This is a genomic window from Agarivorans sp. Toyoura001, assembly GCF_005405585.1.
Taxonomy (GTDB): domain Bacteria; phylum Pseudomonadota; class Gammaproteobacteria; order Enterobacterales; family Celerinatantimonadaceae; genus Agarivorans.
This window is the reverse complement of record NZ_BJEQ01000010.1, coordinates 1-19,638: the sequence shown is the minus strand read 5'-3', so window position 1 is coordinate 19,638 and position 19,638 is coordinate 1. Positions and strand designations below refer to the sequence as shown.

Annotated in this window: 24 protein-coding genes, 1 tRNA gene and 1 rRNA gene; 3 read left to right on the top strand and 23 right to left on the bottom strand. The window is 45.6% G+C overall.

The annotated features are described in order from the left end of the window. Positions 1–43: 43 nt before the first annotated feature. On the bottom strand, positions 44–241 hold the full coding sequence (locus FFR00_RS12675) for a YheV family putative zinc ribbon protein (RefSeq protein ID WP_137673775.1): 198 nt from the start codon (positions 239–241) through the stop codon (positions 44–46). 101 nt (positions 242–342) lie between these two features. On the opposite strand from FFR00_RS12675, the gene FFR00_RS12670 reads away from it, so the two are divergent. Together FFR00_RS12670 and FFR00_RS12665 are read left to right on the top strand one after the other, a co-directional pair. Continuing rightward, positions 343–2,268 (top strand): ABC transporter ATP-binding protein, encoded by a 1,926-nt coding sequence (locus FFR00_RS12670; RefSeq protein WP_137673774.1) that lies wholly within the window; start codon positions 343–345, stop codon positions 2,266–2,268. A gap of 74 nt (positions 2,269–2,342) precedes the next feature. Next, complete coding sequence (locus FFR00_RS12665; RefSeq protein WP_137673773.1) at positions 2,343–2,690, top strand: hypothetical protein; 348 nt, start codon at positions 2,343–2,345, stop codon at positions 2,688–2,690. A gap of 66 nt (positions 2,691–2,756) precedes the next feature. Here the strand turns inward: FFR00_RS12665 and mgtE are convergent, their stop codons facing one another. From mgtE to metA, 3 genes are all read right to left on the bottom strand, one after another. Beyond that, positions 2,757–4,094 carry a magnesium transporter gene (gene mgtE / locus FFR00_RS12660; RefSeq protein WP_137673772.1) on the bottom strand — a complete coding sequence of 446 codons (1,338 nt, stop codon included), beginning with the start codon at positions 4,092–4,094 and terminating at the stop codon, positions 2,757–2,759. Between the two features lie 272 nt (positions 4,095–4,366). Continuing rightward, positions 4,367–8,047 carry a methionine synthase gene (metH, locus tag FFR00_RS12655; RefSeq protein WP_137673771.1) on the bottom strand — a complete coding sequence of 1,227 codons (3,681 nt, stop codon included), beginning with the start codon at positions 8,045–8,047 and terminating at the stop codon, positions 4,367–4,369. A gap of 89 nt (positions 8,048–8,136) precedes the next feature. Continuing rightward, positions 8,137–9,078: a homoserine O-succinyltransferase gene (metA, locus tag FFR00_RS12650; protein ID WP_137673770.1), complete on the bottom strand. Its 942-nt coding sequence runs from the start codon at positions 9,076–9,078 to the stop codon at positions 8,137–8,139. A 157-nt stretch (positions 9,079–9,235) separates the two neighbouring features. Between metA and FFR00_RS12645 the strand changes: the two genes are divergently transcribed. After that, on the top strand, positions 9,236–10,498 hold the full coding sequence (locus FFR00_RS12645) for an HD-GYP domain-containing protein (protein WP_137673769.1): 1,263 nt from the start codon (positions 9,236–9,238) through the stop codon (positions 10,496–10,498). A 97-nt stretch (positions 10,499–10,595) separates the two neighbouring features. Here the strand turns inward: FFR00_RS12645 and rplQ are convergent, their stop codons facing one another. The 19 genes from rplQ to rrf all read right to left on the bottom strand — a co-directional run bounded on the left by rplQ (position 10,596) and on the right by rrf (position 19,630). Next, the gene (gene rplQ, locus FFR00_RS12640) at positions 10,596–10,988 is read right to left on the bottom strand and encodes a 50S ribosomal protein L17 (protein ID WP_137673768.1); all 393 of its coding nucleotides are present in this window, start codon (positions 10,986–10,988) and stop codon (positions 10,596–10,598) included. 38 nt (positions 10,989–11,026) lie between these two features. Further along, entirely contained in the window at positions 11,027–12,013 is a 987-nt protein-coding gene (locus tag FFR00_RS12635) for a DNA-directed RNA polymerase subunit alpha (protein WP_137673767.1), read from the bottom strand. Positions 12,014–12,036: 23 nt separating this feature from the next. After that, positions 12,037–12,657, bottom strand: a complete 621-nt coding sequence (rpsD, locus tag FFR00_RS12630) for a 30S ribosomal protein S4 (protein WP_137673766.1) — start codon at positions 12,655–12,657, stop codon at positions 12,037–12,039. 26 nt (positions 12,658–12,683) lie between these two features. Then, positions 12,684–13,073, bottom strand: coding sequence for a 30S ribosomal protein S11 (rpsK, locus tag FFR00_RS12625; protein ID WP_016402131.1), 390 nt, complete (start codon positions 13,071–13,073; stop codon positions 12,684–12,686). Positions 13,074–13,086: 13 nt separating this feature from the next. Further along, positions 13,087–13,443, bottom strand: a complete 357-nt coding sequence (gene rpsM, locus FFR00_RS12620; RefSeq protein ID WP_016402132.1) for a 30S ribosomal protein S13 — start codon at positions 13,441–13,443, stop codon at positions 13,087–13,089. A 109-nt stretch (positions 13,444–13,552) separates the two neighbouring features. Next, positions 13,553–13,666, bottom strand: coding sequence for a 50S ribosomal protein L36 (gene rpmJ, locus FFR00_RS12615; protein WP_000868186.1), 114 nt, complete (start codon positions 13,664–13,666; stop codon positions 13,553–13,555). A 41-nt stretch (positions 13,667–13,707) separates the two neighbouring features. After that, positions 13,708–15,033 (bottom strand): preprotein translocase subunit SecY, encoded by a 1,326-nt coding sequence (gene secY / locus FFR00_RS12610; protein ID WP_016402133.1) that lies wholly within the window; start codon positions 15,031–15,033, stop codon positions 13,708–13,710. 9 nt (positions 15,034–15,042) lie between these two features. Continuing rightward, entirely contained in the window at positions 15,043–15,477 is a 435-nt protein-coding gene (gene rplO / locus FFR00_RS12605; RefSeq protein WP_137673765.1) for a 50S ribosomal protein L15, read from the bottom strand. Positions 15,478–15,479: 2 nt separating this feature from the next. Continuing rightward, entirely contained in the window at positions 15,480–15,662 is a 183-nt protein-coding gene (gene rpmD, locus FFR00_RS12600; protein ID WP_137673764.1) for a 50S ribosomal protein L30, read from the bottom strand. A gap of 7 nt (positions 15,663–15,669) precedes the next feature. Then, positions 15,670–16,173, bottom strand: a complete 504-nt coding sequence (gene rpsE, locus FFR00_RS12595) for a 30S ribosomal protein S5 (protein ID WP_016402136.1) — start codon at positions 16,171–16,173, stop codon at positions 15,670–15,672. 10 nt (positions 16,174–16,183) lie between these two features. Then, on the bottom strand, positions 16,184–16,534 hold the full coding sequence (rplR, locus tag FFR00_RS12590; RefSeq protein WP_137673763.1) for a 50S ribosomal protein L18: 351 nt from the start codon (positions 16,532–16,534) through the stop codon (positions 16,184–16,186). Between the two features lie 9 nt (positions 16,535–16,543). Next, positions 16,544–17,071 carry a 50S ribosomal protein L6 gene (rplF, locus tag FFR00_RS12585; RefSeq protein WP_137673762.1) on the bottom strand — a complete coding sequence of 176 codons (528 nt, stop codon included), beginning with the start codon at positions 17,069–17,071 and terminating at the stop codon, positions 16,544–16,546. Between the two features lie 15 nt (positions 17,072–17,086). Next, on the bottom strand, positions 17,087–17,479 hold the full coding sequence (rpsH, locus tag FFR00_RS12580) for a 30S ribosomal protein S8 (RefSeq protein WP_137673761.1): 393 nt from the start codon (positions 17,477–17,479) through the stop codon (positions 17,087–17,089). Between the two features lie 26 nt (positions 17,480–17,505). Then, positions 17,506–17,811, bottom strand: a complete 306-nt coding sequence (rpsN, locus tag FFR00_RS12575; protein ID WP_137673760.1) for a 30S ribosomal protein S14 — start codon at positions 17,809–17,811, stop codon at positions 17,506–17,508. Between the two features lie 13 nt (positions 17,812–17,824). Continuing rightward, complete coding sequence (gene rplE, locus FFR00_RS12570) at positions 17,825–18,364, bottom strand: 50S ribosomal protein L5 (RefSeq protein WP_137673759.1); 540 nt, start codon at positions 18,362–18,364, stop codon at positions 17,825–17,827. 12 nt (positions 18,365–18,376) lie between these two features. Continuing rightward, complete coding sequence (rplX, locus tag FFR00_RS12565) at positions 18,377–18,691, bottom strand: 50S ribosomal protein L24 (RefSeq protein WP_137673758.1); 315 nt, start codon at positions 18,689–18,691, stop codon at positions 18,377–18,379. Positions 18,692–18,701: 10 nt separating this feature from the next. After that, a complete protein-coding gene (rplN, locus tag FFR00_RS12560) occupies positions 18,702–19,070 on the bottom strand; it encodes a 50S ribosomal protein L14 (RefSeq protein ID WP_137673757.1) in 369 nt (122 codons plus the stop codon). Between the two features lie 323 nt (positions 19,071–19,393). Beyond that, positions 19,394–19,469: transfer RNA gene (locus tag FFR00_RS12555), tRNA-Thr, on the bottom strand. Positions 19,470–19,514: 45 nt separating this feature from the next. Beyond that, positions 19,515–19,630 (bottom strand): 5S ribosomal RNA (gene rrf / locus FFR00_RS12550). Positions 19,631–19,638 lie beyond the last annotated feature (8 nt).

Below are 19,638 nucleotides of genomic sequence, written 5' to 3'. Positions count from 1 at the left end.
TTTTAAGCCGTGACCATAAAACACACTCAAGCAAGGGAGCGACCTAAGGCTTAAACAAACCAATAATGTCTTGTTCGGCTTTTTCTTCTTGCTGCTTGGGGCGTTCGGCGTGGTAGTTACAGCTTACGCACTCAATGTGCTCGTGCTCTTCACCGTTCACTTGCTCAACGATTAAACGAATAGAATCTTGCTCTTCACACTCTGGGCATACTGCGCCCGCAATAAAACGATGTTTTGCCATAGTTAACTCTAGTTTGCACTGCCATGTTGCTATGCGACATTAGCCGCATCGGGTATCATAGCGGCATTATTGCACACTTTTAGTAGCACATAGCAACAACCATGATCGTAGCCAACAATATTAGCCTGCAACGCGGCACCAAGTTTCTTTTAGAAGAATCAAACCTCACCATTCACCCTGGCCAAAAAGTGGGTTTAGTGGGGCAAAACGGTTGCGGTAAATCATCGCTATTTGCTTTGTTAAAAAACCAACTGCAAGTGGATGCAGGCAACTTAAGTGTGCCAAGCAAGTGGGAAATTTCCAGCGTTGCCCAAGAAACGCCTGAGCTTAAACGCAAAGCCATTGATTACGTGATTGACGGCGACCAAGAGTTTCGCCAACTAGAGCGCGATATTACTGCTGCAGAAGAAGCTGAAAAAGGCGAGCTCATTGCCACCTTGCATACCAAAATGGACACCATTGGTGGTTACCAAATTAAAACCAAAGCCGCTGAGTTACTGGCGGGTTTGGGCTTTAGTGAGGCAGGCCAACAGCAAAGCGTAAGTGACTTTTCGGGTGGTTGGCGAATGCGCTTAAACCTAGCCCAAGCGCTATTGGTTCGCTCCGATCTATTACTATTGGATGAACCAACCAACCACTTAGACTTAGACACCGTGGTGTGGTTAGAACAGTGGCTTAAGCGCTACCCCGGCACGCTAATTCTGATTTCTCACGACCGCGATTTTCTGGATAATATTATTAATCGCATTGTGCACATTGAGCATCAAAAACTAAATGAATACACCGGTGGCTACTCAGACTTTGAGCAGATGCGAGCCATGCACTTGGCTCAGCAACAAGCCATGTATGAAAAGCAACAGCGCGAGCGAGCGCATATGCAGGGCTTTGTAGACCGTTTTCGTTACAAGGCCAGTAAAGCCAAGCAAGCACAAAGCCGCCTAAAAGCACTTGAAAAAATGGAAGTGATTAGCCAAGCACACGTAGATTCGCAGTTTAGCTTTCAGTTTAGAAAGCCAGACAACCTGCCCCTACCCTTGCTTACCATGGAAAAAGTGAGCGCGGGCTATGAAGATAAAACCATTCTTGAACAAGTTAAGTTTAACTTGGTGCCTGGCAGCCGTATTGGTTTGTTAGGCCGTAACGGCGCGGGTAAATCTACCTTTATTAAACTGCTTTCTGGTGAGCTAAAAGCGCTGGCTGGTAATGTAGAAATAAACAAAATGGCTAAAGTGGGTTACTTTGCCCAGCACCAATTAGAAACCCTACGCCCCGACGATACGCCGATGCAACATTTACAGCGTTTGGCCCCTAATACTACTGAGGCTGAGTTACGCAAATACTTAGGCAGTTTTGGTTTCCAAGGCGATCAAGCTCTAGAAAAGGTAGCGCCGTTTAGTGGTGGCGAAAAAGCCCGTTTGGTATTGGCGCTAGTAGTATGGCAAAAGCCTAACTTATTACTACTTGACGAACCTACCAACCACTTAGATTTAGAAATGCGCCACGCACTCACTTTGGCGCTGCAAGAGTTTACCGGTGCAATGATTATTGTATCGCACGACCGAGCATTACTGCGCGCCACTACCGATGAGTTTTACTTGGTAGACAGCCAGCGGGTCTCGCCTTTTGAGGGTGACTTAGACGATTACCAACAATGGCTAAGCCAAGCCAACCGACAGATAAACAGCAACGGTACAGAAAGTAGTGCTACTGGCGCGAACCCGGTGAATCAACGTAAAGAACAGAAACGTCGCGAAGCTGAATTTCGTCAGCAAACCAAGGGCATTCGTAAGCAATTAGAAAGCCTTGAGAAAAGCAGCGCTAAAGCCCAGCAACGTTTAGACGAAGTAGAACAAAAAATGGCTGAACCAGAACTGTATGAAGCCGATAACAAAGCACAACTGCAAAAGTGTTTACAACAACAAGCAGAACTTAAGAGCGAACTAGAAGAAACTGAACTAAGCTGGTTTGACCTGCAAGAGCAACTAGAAGAGCGGCAACAAGCCTTTGGTATAGAGCAGGAAAGCTAAGTTTACTTGATCTCTTTAGTCACTCAGGTAATGCTACTAACAATAGAACTATTAATAACCATTCAAGGATGTATATGAACACGGCGCTAAACCGCTCAAGATTACTTATTGGCATTGCGCTAATAGTGGTAGGAATCGCAGTGATAGCCTATGTGCTACCACAAACAGTGAGTTTAATTACCTTGCCGCATGATGCGCCCTTCATGCAGCACTTTTTTAACTGGTTAATGGCCGATACCGATGCCATAAATACCCAAGTTAGCGAAGAGTTTTTTGAGATTTTTCAAACCTTCATCAAGGTAATAGTGCTGATCGTATTTTTATACGTATGCGTTAAGCTGGTAGGTGTGGGTTTAATGATTATTCGTGAAGGGGTGAGCTTAATTCGCCCGGCAAACAGTAACGAAAAAAGCAAAGACTAAACCTGAATGACTGAAAGCAAAAAGCGAGCTTATTATGGCTCGCTTTTTTTGTGGCTGCGTGTCGCGTTATAAGCCGAGTATGGCGCTAGCCAAGCCAAAATAAACTAACACCCCAGATACGTCGGCAATTGTCGCTACCAGTGGGCCAGAGGCTGTTGCAGGGTCGAGTTTCATCTTATTCAGCAAAAACGGTAAACTTAAGCCCACCAGTGACCCCACTAATACAATGATCACCATCGACATGGATACAATCATTGCTACGTCTGGGCCGCCACGAAATACCCCTACACTATATACTGCAGCCGCCATAGTTAAGCCAAGTGCTAGCCCTACCAACAGTTCACGGCTAAACAATTTAGACCAGTCATTTTTATCTACTTCGCCAGTGGCCAATGCTCGTACCATTAAGGCTGCTGCTTGTGAACCTGCGTTACCGCCACTACCAATCAATAAAGGTAAGAAAAACACCAAGGCAACGTTGGCCGAAATCGTTTCTTCAAAATGAGCAATACCCGCGCCAGAGAACATCGCGCCAAACACTAGCAGTACCAGCCACATTACCCGTTTACGGTAGAGCTCCCAAATGCTCACTCGGTCTACTGTTTCGTCAAGCTTACCTACTGAGGCACTTTTTTGGGCATCTTCGGTGGCTTCTTCAACCGCCGCATCCATCGCGTCATCGTAAGTAACAATGCCAACCAGCTTTTGCTGTTCATCCACCACTGGCAGGGCCAATAGATCGTAATGGCGAATTTGTTTACTCACATGCTCTTGGCTTTCTTCTACGGTGACCGATACCACTTCGGTACGCATTAACTCGCGCACTTGAATATCGGGAGAGGCCAGAATCAGTTCACGCAAAGACACGGTACCGAGCAGTCGACGTTCGCGGTCAATCACATAAGTTTGGTAAATAGTTTCTTTATCGGGCGCTTCAAGTCGCAGCTGCTTTAACGCGCGGCTAACCAGCCAATGTTCTTTTAGGGTGGCGTAATCAGAGGTCATAATTGACCCTGCGGTTCCTTCGGCGTAACTGGAAAGCTTACGTAAATCTTCGCGCTCGGCTTGAGCTAAGCCAGGCAAAACCATGGCGCGTTGCTCTTCGTCTAAGTCGTTATATAAATCGGCGCGCTCATCCGCCTCCATGCGAGAAAACAACGCGGCCAATTTATGACGCTTCATTAAACCCGCTACGTCGGCTTGTAGATAGGGAGGCAAATACGAGAAAACTTTAGCGCGATCACCTAGCGAAAACATCGAGATAAGCGGTAAGGCTTCTTTAGGTTCAAACTCAGCCAAAGCTTGACCAACGTCGGCAAAGTGGTATTCATCGAGGGTTGAGCGAAGGGTTAACTTGTCTAAGTTAACTAAAGCGAGCTCTAATTTTTGTTGAAGATGTGCCATGTACTGCTCCAGCTATCGCATAGAGCCAAGCATTAACCAGACGGACTACGCGAAGAAATTTTGTTGTATCGGGTCTATAAAACGATAAAAGTTTCGACTGTCGGGGTCCGGGTTCATAGAAGATTCTCAGTGATAAAATCGGCGCAAATTGTAGGGGGAATAAGCTTAAAACTCAAGCGATTTATCGCCCTAAAGCTAAAGCTGAAGGGCGAGTTGACGGGCGTTGCAGCCAGCAACGCGAAACTTAAATGTAGCTAGGTTTTATTCCGCGCTTAGCTGTTGTAACCCAAGTTAGGCGCTAACCAGCGTTCGGCAACCTCCAAGCTCATATTTTTACGCTTGGCGTAATCTTCTACTTGGTCTTTTTGAATCGATGCCACCGCAAAATAACGGCTCTCTGGATGAGAGAAATACCAGCCAGATACCGCAGCACCCGGCCACATCGCGTAGCTGTCGGTTAGTATCATTCCAATCCGTTTTTCAACATCCAGTAAGTCCCAAATGAGACCTTTCTCGGTATGTTCGGGACAAGCGGGATAACCCGGTGCAGGACGTATGCCTTGGTAGTTTTCGCGAATTAGCTCTTCGCTGCTGAGGTTTTCGTCGGCTGCGTAGCCCCAGAAGTCTTTACGTACTTGCGCATGTAAGTACTCTGCAAAACCTTCGGCGAGGCGATCGGCAATCGCTTTTACCATAATCGCGTTGTAATCATCGCCTTCATCTTTATACATATCGGCTAATTCATCTTCACCAATTCCGCCAGTTACCGCAAAGGCACCAAAGTAATCGGCTTTGCCGCTCGCCTTGGGTGCAATGAAATCGGCTAAGCAATTGTTAGCGCCCTTTTTCTTATCGGTTTGCTGGCGAAGCTGAGAGCTTACTCCTAGCAGTTCGCTGCGTGATTCATCAGTGTAGATCTCAATATCGTCACCCACGCTATTGGCCGGGAACAAACCAAACACACCTGATACTTTCACTTCGCGCTTTTGTTTAAAACGAGCGAGCATTGCTTTGGCGTCGGCAAACAAACGCTTAGCTTCTTCGCCCACTACCTCGTCTTCTAGAATCCGTGGGTATTTGCCAGCCAATGACCAAGTCATAAAGAATGGGGTCCAATCTATGTAAGGTTCAATGTCTTCTATCGACACATCTTCGAACTGTTGAATGCCCAATTGTTTAGGTACTGGCGGCGTATAGTTGTCCCACTCAATCGGCGCACGATTAGCACGAGCCACTTCTAAAGTAACCGGTGGAGTACGCGGGCGCTTACGAGCATGCTGTTCGCGTACAATCTCGTAGTCTTTATCCAGCTTTTCTACAAAAGGAGGGCGTAATTCGTCGGACAATAAACTTTGGCATACTCCCACCGCGCGAGAAGCGTTAGATACGTACACGACAGGGTGCTCATAATTCTGTTCAATTTTAACTGCTGTGTGTGCTTTAGAAGTGGTTGCCCCACCAATCAACAATGGCAAATCTAAACCGGTACGTTGCATTTCTTTAGCGACATGCACCATTTCATCAAGCGACGGAGTGATAAGCCCAGAGAGGCCAATCATATCTACGTTTTCTTCTTTAGCGACTTTAAGAATCTTGTCGCAAGACACCATGACGCCAAGGTCGATGACTTCAAAGTTATTACATTGCAGCACTACCCCAACAATGTTTTTACCAATGTCGTGCACGTCACCTTTCACGGTGGCCATTACAATTTTACCGTTAGAGCGCTGGCCTTCGCCTTTCTCGGCTTCAATATAGGGCTGTAAGTAGGCTACCGCGCGTTTCATAACACGGGCAGATTTCACTACTTGCGGTAAGAACATTTTACCGTCGCCGAATAAATCGCCCACTACATTCATGCCGTCCATTAACGGCCCTTCAATCACGTGTAATGGGCGCTCTACCGATTGGCGTGCTAGCTCGGTGTCATCTTCGATAAATTCGGTGATGCCTTTAACTAAGGCGTGCTCTAGGCGCTTTTTAACATCCCATGTGCGCCACTCTAAATCCTGAGCACTTTCTTGTTGAGAACCGTCACCACGGTATTTCTCGGCAATTTCAAGCAGCTCTTCTGTAGCATTGCTATGGGTATTAAGTACTACTGCTTCAACTTTGTCTTTTAACTCTTTAGGAATGTCTTCGTAAATGGCCAACTGACCTGCATTTACAATGCCCATGTCCATGCCGTTCTTAATCGCGTAGTACAAGAACACCGCGTGTATCGCTTCTCGAACGGGGTTATTACCACGGAATGAAAAGCTTACATTAGAGACACCGCCAGAAATCATCGCATGCGGTAAGTTATCTTTGATGTCTTTTACCGCCTCGATAAAATCAACTGCATAGTTGTTATGCTCGTCGATTCCGGTCGCTACCGCGAAGATGTTTGGATCGAAGATAATATCTTCCGGCGGGAAGCCCACTTGATTGACTAAGATGTCGTAAGACTTGCTACATATTTCAAACTTACGTTCACGGGTATCTGCCTGACCTTCTTCATCAAAGGCCATAACAATAACCGCCGCGCCATAACGGCGAAGAATTTTAGCTTGGCGAATAAAGGGCTCTACCCCTTCTTTCATCGAAATGGAGTTAACAATAGGCTTACCCTGCACACACTGCAGGCCAGCTTCTAAAATATCCCACTTAGATGAATCAATCATCACCGGCACTTTGGCGATATCGGGCTCACAGGCAATCATGTTCAAAAAGCGCACCATGGCCGCTTTTGAATCCAACATGCCTTCGTCCATGTTGATGTCAATAATTTGCGCGCCGTTCTCAACTTGATTTAAGGCAACCTCAATAGCTTTATCGTAGTTCTCCTCTACGATCAGCCGCTTAAATATTGCTGACCCCGTAACGTTGTTACGCTCACCTACGTTTACAAACAGAGTGTCTGCAGTAATCGTTAGTGGCTCTAGCCCTGAAAGGCGACAAGCTACATCTATTTCTGGCAGTTGGCGTGGCGCTACGCCTTCAACCGCTTCGGCCATGGCTTTAATATGCTCAGGCGTGGTACCACAACAACCACCAACTAAATTTAAGAAACCGGCGCGTGCCCATTCACCAATGTGTTCCGCCATCTCGTTGGCTTCAAGGTCATATTCACCAAAGGCATTTGGCAAGCCTGCATTGGGGTGAGCAGAGACATAGGTTTCGCTTACGCGGCTAAGCTCGTCAACATACTGGCGAAGCTCGTCTGGCCCCAATGCACAGTTCAAACCTATGCTAATTGGGCTAGCGTGGCGCATAGAGTTGTAAAAGGCTTCGGTTGTTTGGCCACTTAAGGTACGGCCTGAGGCGTCGGTAATGGTACCCGAAATCATCACTGGCAATTTATAGCCCAGCTCATCAAACACGGTTTCTACTGCAAACACCGCCGCTTTTGCGTTAAGAGTATCGAAGATGGTTTCGATTAAAATTAAGTCACTACCGCCTTCTATAAGCGCCTTAGTGGATTCAACATAAGCCTCTACTAGCTCGTTAAAAGTGACATTACGATAACCTGGGTCGTTCACATCTGGCGAGATAGAACAGGTACGGTTTGTGGGGCCTAACACACCCGCCACAAAACGTGGACGTTCAGGGTTTAAAGCCGTCACTTCATCAGCAACTTCTCTAGCAATACGCGCGGCTTCGCGGTTGATATCAGCCGAGTACTTCTCCATGTCGTAATCGGCCATGGCGATAGTTGTAGCGTTAAAGGTATTGGTTTCTAGAATATCAGCGCCAGCCAGCAAGTACTCACGATGAATATCAGCAATGATTCTTGGCTGTGTTAGCACCAACATATCGTTGTTACCTTTTACATCGGTATGCCAGTCTGCAAAGCTCTCTCCGCGGTAGTCAGCCTCTTCAAATTTGTAAGACTGAATCATGGTTCCCATGCCGCCATCGATGATCATGATGCGTTGAGAGAGTTGCTTTTCTAGTTGTAGCCTTGCTGACACGGGAACTTCCTATTTCTTTCGCTGGTATTTCGACTCGGCAGTGTAGCACACTGCCTAATGGGGCTTATCTGCGATAAAGTTATATGAAATTATTTCAAGATATTATCGGATTTGGGTTTAAGCTCGGCTAAGTCGTAAGGCGTGATTTGGTAAACACAGTAGTTAAGCCAGTTGTTATACAAAAGGTGGCCATGACTACGCCAAGTGGCACATGGCGCGGCTGAGCAATCGTCATGCGTGTAGTAGTTTTCGGGCAATTGCGGATTCAAGCCTTCTTGAGAATCACGCTGATACTCGTTGTGCAAAGTATCTGCTGCGTACTCTGGATGACCGGTAATAAATACTTGGCGAAAATCTTCGCTGGCAAATAAGTAACTACCCGCTTCAGGGTTATCGGCCAGTACCTTCAAGTCGGTTTCTTCGGTAATTAGGTTTGAATCAAAATGCGCAAAGCGTGATAGTGGCGCGAGAAAAGCGTCATCAAAACCACGAACCAAGGGATTATGCTTGTGCTTGGTTTGATGCCAATACACCCCAGACAACTTGGTATCTCTAGTTTGTTTGTTCAAACCATATAAATGATACAACGCCGCCTGCGCCGCCCAACATAAGTACAAGGTTGAAGTGATGTGGGTTGTGGCCCAATCAATAATTTCTTTAACTTGATCCCAGTAATACACTTCTTCGAAGGGTACTTGCCCTAAAGGAGCACCAGTAATAATCAGTCCGTCGAAGTTACGCTCACGCAGTTTGTCAAAATCACGATAAAACTTATCGATGTGGTCTTTGGGTGTATTCTTAGACACACGATGATCGATACGTAATAGCTTTACATTCACCTGCAAGGGAGAGTTAGAGAGCAGCCTGAGGATTTGGTTTTCAGTCTCAATTTTCTTAGGCATCAAATTAAGAAGTACTACCTCTAGCGGACGGATATCCTGATGGGCTGCACGGCTCTCTGGCATAACAAAAATATTTTCGTTACGCAGGACTTCAGCAGCGGGTAACTGGTCAGGAATACAAATTGGCATAAGAGGCTCCAAGCTAACAACAAGACATGTATGTCTAGACATCTAGATACCTATTTTAAATAGTTCCTCGTGTATGTCTAGAACTTGTTAAAAGCTGCTGATTTTGTGCCAATAATTATTCATAATGCTCCCTGATGAAAAAAAGTTGTAAGGGCACATGGCTGAGTTAAAGCTTAATGTAGAACGATTACAAACAGGTGTGTTTGTTAAGCTTCCGGTAAAATGGGGCGAGCACCCGTTTATGTTCACCAGCTTCAAAATAAAAAGCCAAGACCAGATTGATGTAATCAAGAATCTGGGATTGAAGCATGTCATTGTGGTACCTGAAAAAAGCGATACGCCGCCTTTACCGGCGAACCAAGAACAAGACGAAGAAAAAAAGGATGACGCTAAGGCTTTAGAAAAAGCCGCCAAAGCACTCTGGGAAGAAAAACGCGCGCGTATTGAAGAGTTAAAGAACTACCGCCGTAACCTACAAAAAGTTGAGAAAGAGTTTGATCGCTCAATGGCGCAAGTTCGCGCGGTGATGAGCAAACTGAAAAGCCGCCCACTTAACGCCGTTGATGACGCTACAACCCTAATTAACAACCTAGCCGATGACTTACTCTCTGGCGAGGGTGTAGTGCTGCACTTAATGAACGACAGCAAAGATGCCGACAGCTTTTACTACCACAGTTTAAATGTATCTATCCTTGCCATGATGCTAGCCAAAGCGGCAGGATTTTCCGAGCGAGATATAAAAATCTTAGGCTTGGCCGGCTTGTTTCACGATGTAGGGAAAATGAAAATCCCCGATAAAGTGCTACGCAAACCGGGTAAGTTAACCGCTCAAGAAGCCAACTTATTAAAGATGCACACTAAGTATGGGGCTGATTTTCTCAAGTTGTCGGAAACGATACCCGCCAAGGTAAAAGTGATTGCGGCGCAACACCACGAGTATTTAGATGGCAGTGGTTACCCACAAAAGTTAAAAGGCGACAGCATCGACCGCTTAGCCCAGCTCATTGCAGTTGTAAATGAGTATGACAGCTTATGCCACCCAAGAGACCCGCGCTTAACCCGGATTCCTTTTACGGTTATTTCCTACCTTTATAAACAACGTAAAGCGCAGCTCAATGCTGCTGACTTAGGCATACTTATACGTTTGTTGGGTATCTATCCGCCAGGCAGTGTTGTGCAGCTTAGTTCAGGGCAGATTGGCTTGGTGATGTCGGTAAACTCGGAACGTTTGCTGTTCCCTGCTGTACAAGTTTATGACCCCAATATCCCGCGTACTGAAGCACCAATTATTGATTTAGAAGCGGCAGGCTTAACCATTGAGAAAGCCCTTAAGCCCAGCGCCTTACCCGATGCTGTGTTTGAGTATTTGAATCCGCGGGCGCGCATCTCTTATTACTTCGATCACAACAAACGTTTGTAACGGGGTAATTATTTCGCAGTGATAACAGCTAACTCTACAAATTTAAGACAAAAAAAAGCCGGACCTAAGTCCGGCTTTTTATACTTAGTGTCTGAGTTTACTCAGCCGCTTCTTCAGCAACTTCTTCAACTTCAGGGCGGTCCAATAATTCAATGAATGCCATAGGAGCATTATCGCCAGCACGGAAACCACATTTTAAAATGCGAGTGTAACCGCCTGCACGTTCTTTGAATCGAGGGCCGATTTCAGCAAATAGCTTACCAACAACTTCTGCATCGCGAGTACGAGCAAAAGCTAGACGACGGTTAGCTACACTGTCATTTTTAGCCAATGTAATTAATGGCTCAACAACACGACGAAGCTCTTTGGCTTTAGGCAATGTTGTCTTGATAACTTCATGGCGAACCAATGAACTGGCCATATTCCGGAACATAGCCTGACGATGGCTACTATTTCGGTTCAATTGACGACCACTCTGACGATGGCGCATGACCTTATCCTTCTATATTAAGACGTTAAAACCAGTGACTACTTATCAGCAATGCTAGCTGGCGGCCAGTTTTCTAGGCGCATACCTAGAGACAAACCACGTGACGCTAATACATCTTTGATTTCTGTAAGCGACTTTTTACCTAAGTTAGGTGTTTTAAGTAGCTCAACTTCGGTACGTTGTACCAAGTCACCAATGTAATGAATCGCTTCTGCCTTCAAACAGTTAGCAGAGCGTACTGTCAACTCTAGATCATCGACAGGACGAAGCAGGATTGGATCAAACTCTGGCTTCTCTTCTTTTTCTTCAGGCTCACTTACATCACGTAAGTCAACGAAGGCATCCAATTGTTCTGCAAGAATTGTTGCAGAGCGGCGGATAGCTTCCTCTGGATCAAGAGTACCATTGGTTTCCATATCGATAACCAATTTGTCCAAGTCAGTACGTTGCTCTACACGAGCAGCTTCAACAGTATAAGCAATACGCTCTACTGGGCTGTAAGCTGCATCAGTTAGCAAACGACCAATTGGACGCTCTTCATCTTCAGAGTGAACCCGAACTGAAGCTGGTACGTAACCGCGACCACGTTCAACCTTAATGCGCATGCTGATTTCAGCGTTGCTGCTAAGGTGACAAATAACGTGCTCAGGGTTAGTGATTTCGACATCAGCGTCGTGCTGAATGTCGCCTGCAACCACAGGACCTGCTCCAGACTTGGCAAGACTAAGTGTTACTTCGTCTTTACCTTCTAACTTCACAGCAATACCTTTAAGGTTAAGCAAGATTTCCAAGATATCCTCTTGTACGCCTTCCTTACTGCTGTACTCATGCAACACGCCATCGATTTCAACTTCTGTTACCGCACAACCAGGCATAGAAGATAAAAGAATACGACGAAGAGCATTACCTAAAGTGTGGCCAAAACCACGCTCTAATGGCTCAAGCGTAACCTTTGCACGAGTTGGGCTAACTTGTTCGATCTCAACTAGCCTTGGTTTTAGAAACTCTGTTACAGAACCCTGCATTGTGTCCTCTCTATAATTCAACTTTACTTAGAGTAAAGTTCGACGATCAGCTGTTCGTTAATTTCCGCAGATAAATCAGCGCGCTCAGGTAGGCGTTTGAAAGTGCCTTCCATTTTAGTAGCGTCTACTTCTATCCACGATGCCGCTTCACGTTGTCCAGCGATTTCTAAAGATGCAACGATACGAGCTTGCTTCTTAGATTTTTCGCGAACACTGATAACGTCTTCTGGTAATACCTTGTAAGAAGGAATATTAACCACTTGACCGTTAACTACGATAGCTTTGTGGCTAACTAGCTGACGAGCTTCAGCGCGAGTAGCACCAAAACCTAAACGGTAAACAACGTTATCTAAACGACTTTCTAACAATTGCAGCAAGTTTTCACCGGTGTTGCCTTTAAGGCGAGCAGCAGCTTTGTAGTAGTTGCGGAATTGTTTTTCAAGTATGCCGTATAAACGACGAACTTTTTGCTTCTCACGAAGCTGTAAACCGTAGTCTGAAAGACGCGCTTTACGTGCACCATGTTGACCAGGTGCTGCATCCAACTTACACTTTGTGTCGATCGCACGTACACCACTTTTCAAGAAAAGATCGGTACCTTCACGACGGCTAAGTTTAAGCTTTGGACCTAAATATCTTGCCATTTTTCTTTCTCCAATCTATCCAGAAACTACACGCGGCGTTTCTTCGGTGGACGACAACCATTGTGTGGAATCGGAGTCACGTCGGTGATGTTAGTCACACGGAAACCCGCAGCATGTAATGCACGGATTGAAGACTCACGACCAGGACCTGGGCCGTTTACAAACACTTCTACGTTCTTAAGGCCGTAGTCTTTAGCTGCTTCAGCAGCACGTTCAGCAGCAACCTGTGCAGCGAACGGAGTAGACTTACGTGAACCACGGAAACCTGAACCACCTGCAGTGGCCCAAGAAAGCGCGTTACCCTGACGATCAGTGATAGTCACAATAGTATTGTTGAAAGAAGCATGGATATGAGCCATGCCATCAGCAACTTGTTTTTTTACGCGTTTACGAGCGCGAGTCGGAGTTTTAGCCATTTTCACTCACCCCTTATTTCTTAATAGGTTTGCGAGGACCTTTACGGGTGCGCGCATTTGTTTTAGTACGCTGACCGCGAAGGGGCAAACTGCGACGGTGACGAAGTCCACGGTAACAACCGAGGTCCATCAGACGCTTAATGTTCATTGATACTTCACGACGTAGATCACCTTCAACAGTGAATTTAGCTACTTCGTCACGAAGTTTATCGATTTGTGTTTCGTCAAGTTCTCTGATCTTAACATCTTCAGCAATACCGGCTGCCGCACAAATTTTTTGTGAGCGGGTTAAGCCAATACCGAAGATTGCAGTTAAAGCAATAACTGCGTGCTTCTGATCAGGAATGTTAATGCCGGCTATACGGGCCATTGGCACACTCCTATAATTTTCGTGTTAAACGAAGGCCATCTGTGAAAAGCCCGTAAGGATACTCAACAGATGACCACATTGCAAATAATATTGTCTTGAAATCTACTAACTAGCCTTGGCGCTGTTTGTGCTTTGGCTCACTGCAAATTACACGCACAACACCGTTGCGCTTGATAACTTTACAGTTACGGCAGATTTTCTTAACGGATGCACGTACTTTCATTGCTATCTCCGTAAAAGTTAAAGACCAATCTCAAGGGCGGCCTAACGGCCGTAACCTTTAAGATTAGCTTTTTTCAGAACCGAACCATATTGATGAGACATCAAATGGGTTTGGACCTGAGCCATAAAGTCCATGATAACCACCACTACAATAAGTAGCGAAGTACCACCGAAGTAGAACTGAACGTTCATTCCGATCATCATAAACTCAGGAATTAAACATACAAACGTGATGTACAAAGCACCAGCTAGGGTTAAACGAGTCATCACCTTGTCTATGTATCGCGAGGTCTGTTCACCTGGGCGTATACCCGGAATGAACGCGCCACTCTTCTTCAAGTTATCTGCTGTTTCGCGAGGGTTAAATACCAACGCAGTATAGAAGAAGCAGAAGAAGATAATAGCTGCTGCATACAAGAACACATATAACGGTTGCCCAGGTTGTAGCGTTAATGACAGGTCAGAAAGGAAAGACAAGCCTTCATTTTGACCGAACCACTGCGCTAATGTGCCAGGGAACAGAATAATACTTGAAGCGAAAATTGCTGGGATAACACCCGCCATGTTCACTTTAAGTGGTAAATGTGTGCTTTGTGCAGCGAACACTTTGCGACCTTGTTGGCGTTTTGCATAGTTAACAACGATACGACGTTGTCCACGTTCTACAAATACCACAAAGAAGGTCACCGCAAATACAAGAGCAACGATGAACAAGAGTAACAATAAGTGCAACTCTCCTTGACGCGCCTGCTCAGCCGTCTGACCGATTGCAGAAGGCAATCCTGCCACAATACCAGCAAAAATTAGAATCGAAATCCCGTTGCCGATACCGCGTTCAGTAATTTGCTCACCTAACCACATCAGGAACATTGTTCCTGTCACCAAGCTAACCACCGCAGTGAAATAGAACGGTAGACCCGGGTTAATTACCAGACCTGCCATCATATTTGGTAAGCCAGTAGCAATACCAATAGCTTGGAAGGTTGCTAAAACCAGCGTGCTATAACGCGTGTATTGACTAATCTTACGTCTACCCGACTCGCCTTCCTTTTTAAGTTCAGCAAGGGTTGGGTGAACAACAGTCAATAACTGGATGATAATCGATGCCGAAATGTACGGCATGATACCTAACGCGAATATAGAAGCACGTGAAAGTGCACCACCTGAAAACATATTAAACATTTCCAGAATGGTACCTTTTTGCTGGTCAAACAACGCGGCCAGTACAGCGGCATCAATCCCAGGTAACGGCACAAAGGAGCCTGCTCGGAACACAATAATGGCTCCAAGCACAAATAGTAAACGACTCTTAAGCTCGCTTAAGCCGCCTTGTGCACTTGCTGATGCTGTTCCTGGATTCTTAGCCATGTTTTGTACTTATTCCTCGATTTTACCGCCAGCAGCTTCAATAGCTGCCAGTGCGCCTTTAGTTACACGCAGGCCACGTAAGGTAACTGGTGCTTTAACTTCGCCAGATAGTACTACTTTTGCAAACTTAATGTTGCGAGTAATAAGACCAGCTGCCTTCAAAGCGTCCAAATCTACCACGTCAGCAGTAACTTTAGCTAGTTCGCTAGTACGAACTTCAGCAGTTACCATTGATTTACGTGAAGTAAAACCAAATTTAGGCAAACGTTGTTTCAATGGCATTTGACCGCCTTCGAAACCTGGACGAACACTACCGCCAGAACGAGACTTCTGACCTTTGTGACCACGACCACCGGTTTTACCTAAACCAGAACCAATACCACGTCCTACACGCTTGGCGTTTGGCTTTGAGCCAGCCGCCGGAGAAAGAGTATTCAAACGCATGATTATTCTCCCTCAACCTTAACCATGTAAGAAACTTTATTAATCATACCGCGAATACAAGGAGTGTCCTCTAATTCAACAGTGTGATTAATGCGACGAAGACCTAGACCTGTTAGGGTCGCACGGTGCTTAGGCAAACGCCCAATACCACTTTTAGTCTGTGTTACTTTAATTGTGTTCGACATGGCTTTATTACCCCAGAATTTCTTGGACGCTTAGGCCACGCTTCGCAGCAACGTCTTGTGGAGAATGCATATTCTCAAGAGCGTCGATAGTAGCGCGAACAATGTTAATTGGGTTAGTAGAACCGTATGCTTTTGACAATACGTTCTGCACGCCCGCAACTTCTAGAACAGCACGCATCGCACCACCGGCAATAATACCAGTACCCTCTGATGCAGGTTGCATGTAAACACGCGACCCAGAGTGGCGACCCTTAATAGGATGCTGCAGTGTAGTGCCTCTCAGCTGTACACTAGTAAGGTTACGACGCGCTTTTTCCATTGCTTTTTGAATAGCAGCAGGAACTTCACGTGCTTTACCATAACCAAACCCTACGCGACCGTTACCGTCACCCACTACTGTAAGAGCAGTGAAACTGAAGATACGACCACCTTTAACTACTTTTGACACACGGTTTACAGCGATAAGCTTCTCATTCAGATCACTACCGGCTTGTGCTTCAAATTTTGACATGACTCACTCCTTAGAACTGAAGACCAGCTTCACGTGCAGCTTCTGCAAGCGCAGCAACGCGGCCGTGATACTTAAAGCCAGAACGGTCAAAAGCTACAGATGTAATACCTTTTTCTGCGGCACGTTCAGCGATTGCTTTACCTACGGCAGTAGCGGCAGCTACATTACTTAAACTTTCAAGCCCTTCAGAAACGGCTTTATCTACTGTTGATGCTGTTGCAAGAACCTTAGCATCAGGTGCAATCACCTGCGCGTAAATATGGCGCGGAGTACGGTGAATCACCAGGCGGGTTTTACCCAACTCTTGCATAGCTTTGCGAGTGCGTGTTGCACGACGCAGACGAGCAATTTTCTTATCCATAGTGTTAACCTACTTCTTCTTAGCCTCTTTACGGCGAACATTTTCGTCAGCATAACGAACACCTTTACCTTTGTAAGGCTCTGGTGGACGGAACGCACGAATGTCTGCTGCTACCTGACCAACAACTTGCTTATCAGCACCTTTCAGTACGATTTCAGTCTGTGATGGACACTCTGCGGTTACACCTTCTGGTAAGGTGTAATCTACTGGGTGAGAAAAACCTAGAGTTAGGTTAACTACCGAGCCTTTAACAGCCGCACGGTAACCAACACCTAACAGTGTCAATTTTTTCTCAAACCCATTTGTAACGCCAACAACCATGTTGTTGCTTAGAGCACGAGCTGTACCAGCTTGAGCAGTTGAAGCACCTTCAACTACAGCAAACTTAAGTTCGTTCTCTTCTTTCGTTACAACAACTGCGTTATTAAAAACGCGAGTCAATGTACCTTTGCTACCTTTAACCGTTAATTCTTGGCCGTTGATACTTACTTCAACGCCAGCAGGAATTGTAACGGGAGCCTTGGCTACGCGAGACATATTACCTACCTCCGGTTAAGCTACGTAACAGACGATTTCACCGCCCATGCCAGCTTTACGTGCTGCACGGTCAGTCATAACGCCTTTAGATGTAGAAATGATTGCAACGCCAAGGCCACCCATAACTTTAGGTAGGTCTTTAGCACCTTTATAAATGCGTAGGCCTGGACGGCTTACACGTTCAATCTTTTCAATAACTTTTTTACCTTCAAAATACTTGAGGGTAACTTCTAATGACTTTTTCACGTCACCAGTCACAGCGTATCCTGTGATGTAACCTTCTTCTTGCAACAAGTTAGCAATTGCCACTTTTACTTTAGATGAAGGCATAACAACAGATACTTTATTTGCTGATTGACCGTTGCGAACGCGAGTCAACATATCTGCAATAGGATCTTGCATGCTCATAATCGTTTACTCCGTAATTAAGTGGATTACCAACTGGCTTTCTTAAGGCCAGGAACCTCACCGCGCATCATTGCTTCACGTAATTTAATACGGCTAAGGCCGAATTTACGTAGGTAGCCATGTGGGCGGCCAGTTACGTTACAGCGGTTACGCTGACGAGACCGACTTGAATCACGAGGTAACGATTGCAATTTTAACACTGCGTCCCAACGCTCTTCATCAGAGCTGTTCACGCTGCTAATAATCGCTTTAAGCGCAGTACGCTTCTCCGCGAAGCGAGCAACGGCTTTTTCACGTTTCACTTCACGAGCTTTCATTGATTGTTTAGCCATAACTAACTCTACCTTACTTACGGAATGGGAAGTTAAAGGCAGCCAGCAAAGCGCGGCCTTCCTCGTTGCTTTCGGCAGTAGTAGTGATAGTAATATCCATACCACGAACCTTATCAACTTTGTCATAATCGATTTCAGGGAAGATGATTTGCTCACGAACACCCATGCTGTAATTACCACGGCCATCGAATGACTTAGCATTCAAACCACGGAAATCTCGAACACGAGGTATTGCGATTGAAATCAAACGCTCTAAAAACTCCCACATACGCTCACCGCGTAGAGTCACTTTACAACCAATCGGGTATCCATCACGGATTTTGAAGCCTGCTACAGATTTACGAGCTTTGGTAGTAAGAGGTTTTTGACCTGAGATAGCCGCTAGATCAGCAATTGCGTGCTCTAGTACTTTCTTGTCATTAACCGCTTCACCCACACCCATGTTAAGGGTGATTTTCTCAATCCGAGGGACTTGCATGATGGATTTGTAACCGAACTCCTTTACGAGTTCAGGCGTTACACTTTCCTTATATAGGTCATGCAGTTTCGCCATCGTTAACTCCAGTTACTTTACAATTTCATTAGACGATTTGAATACACGAACTTTTTTGTCGTCTTCAAATCGAAAACCAACGCGATCAGCCTTGCCAGTGGCAGGGTTAAAAATCGCTACGTTTGATGCATCAAGGGCCGCTTCTTTCTCAACAATACCGCCAGCAACACCCAATTGAGGGTTTGGCTTTTGGTGCTTCTTGATTACGTTAACGCCTTCAACGAATAGTTTACCGTTTGATAAAGCTTTGGTTACGCTACCGCGTTTGCCTTTGTCTTTACCTGCAATAACTATTACTTCATCGCCTTTTTGGATTTTATTAGCCATTTTGGACTCCTTAAAGTACTTCTGGCGCTAGAGACACAATTTTCATGAACTGTTCATTGCGCAGTTCACGTGTCACAGGACCAAAGATACGAGTACCAATAGGCTGATTGTTTGCATTCAAGATAACCGCTGCATTGCGGTCAAAACGAATTACAGAACCATCAGGACGACGTACGCCTTTTCTAGTACGCACTACCACTGCATTCATAACGTCACCTTTCTTAACTTTACCGCGTGGAATTGCTTCCTTTACAGTAACTTTAATGATGTCGCCAATTCGTGCATAGCGGCGGTGCGAACCACCTAGGACCTTAATACACTGTACACGGCGCGCGCCGGAATTGTCCGCCACGTCCATAGTAGATTGCATTTGGATCATTTCAGTGCTCCGCTATATGTTACAACTGATCCCAACAATTAGCGCTGAGATCTCTGGCTGCCTAATTAAAGGGCGCGAAATTATAACACCCTAAATTTTGAATTGGTAGAACTGTCTAAATTTTGTTTAATTTAATTAATAAACGCAATATAAACAAATAGTTACCAAGATAAAACCATTCAAAAAACAGTTTGAAAAGGGTTAATTTCGCAGTTACGTGATTAGAACCGGAGACGATATCTCCAACCTAACCTAGATTACCGAGCAATATTTGGTCGGTAGAAACAAAAAAACCCAGCGTATTTGCCGGGCTTCTCTGAATATGGTGCTGATAGGCAGATTCGAACTGCCGACCTCACCCTTACCAAGGGTGCGCTCTACCAACTGAGCTATATCAGCGAAATAAAAACCCAGCCTATAGCTGGGTTTTTATCTTAATTGAGAGCCTGGCAGTGACCTACTTTCACATGGGGAAACCCCACACTATCATCGGCGCAGTTGCGTTTCACTTCTGAGTTCGGCATGGGTTCAGGTGGGTCCACAACGCTATTGCCACCAGGCAAAAACT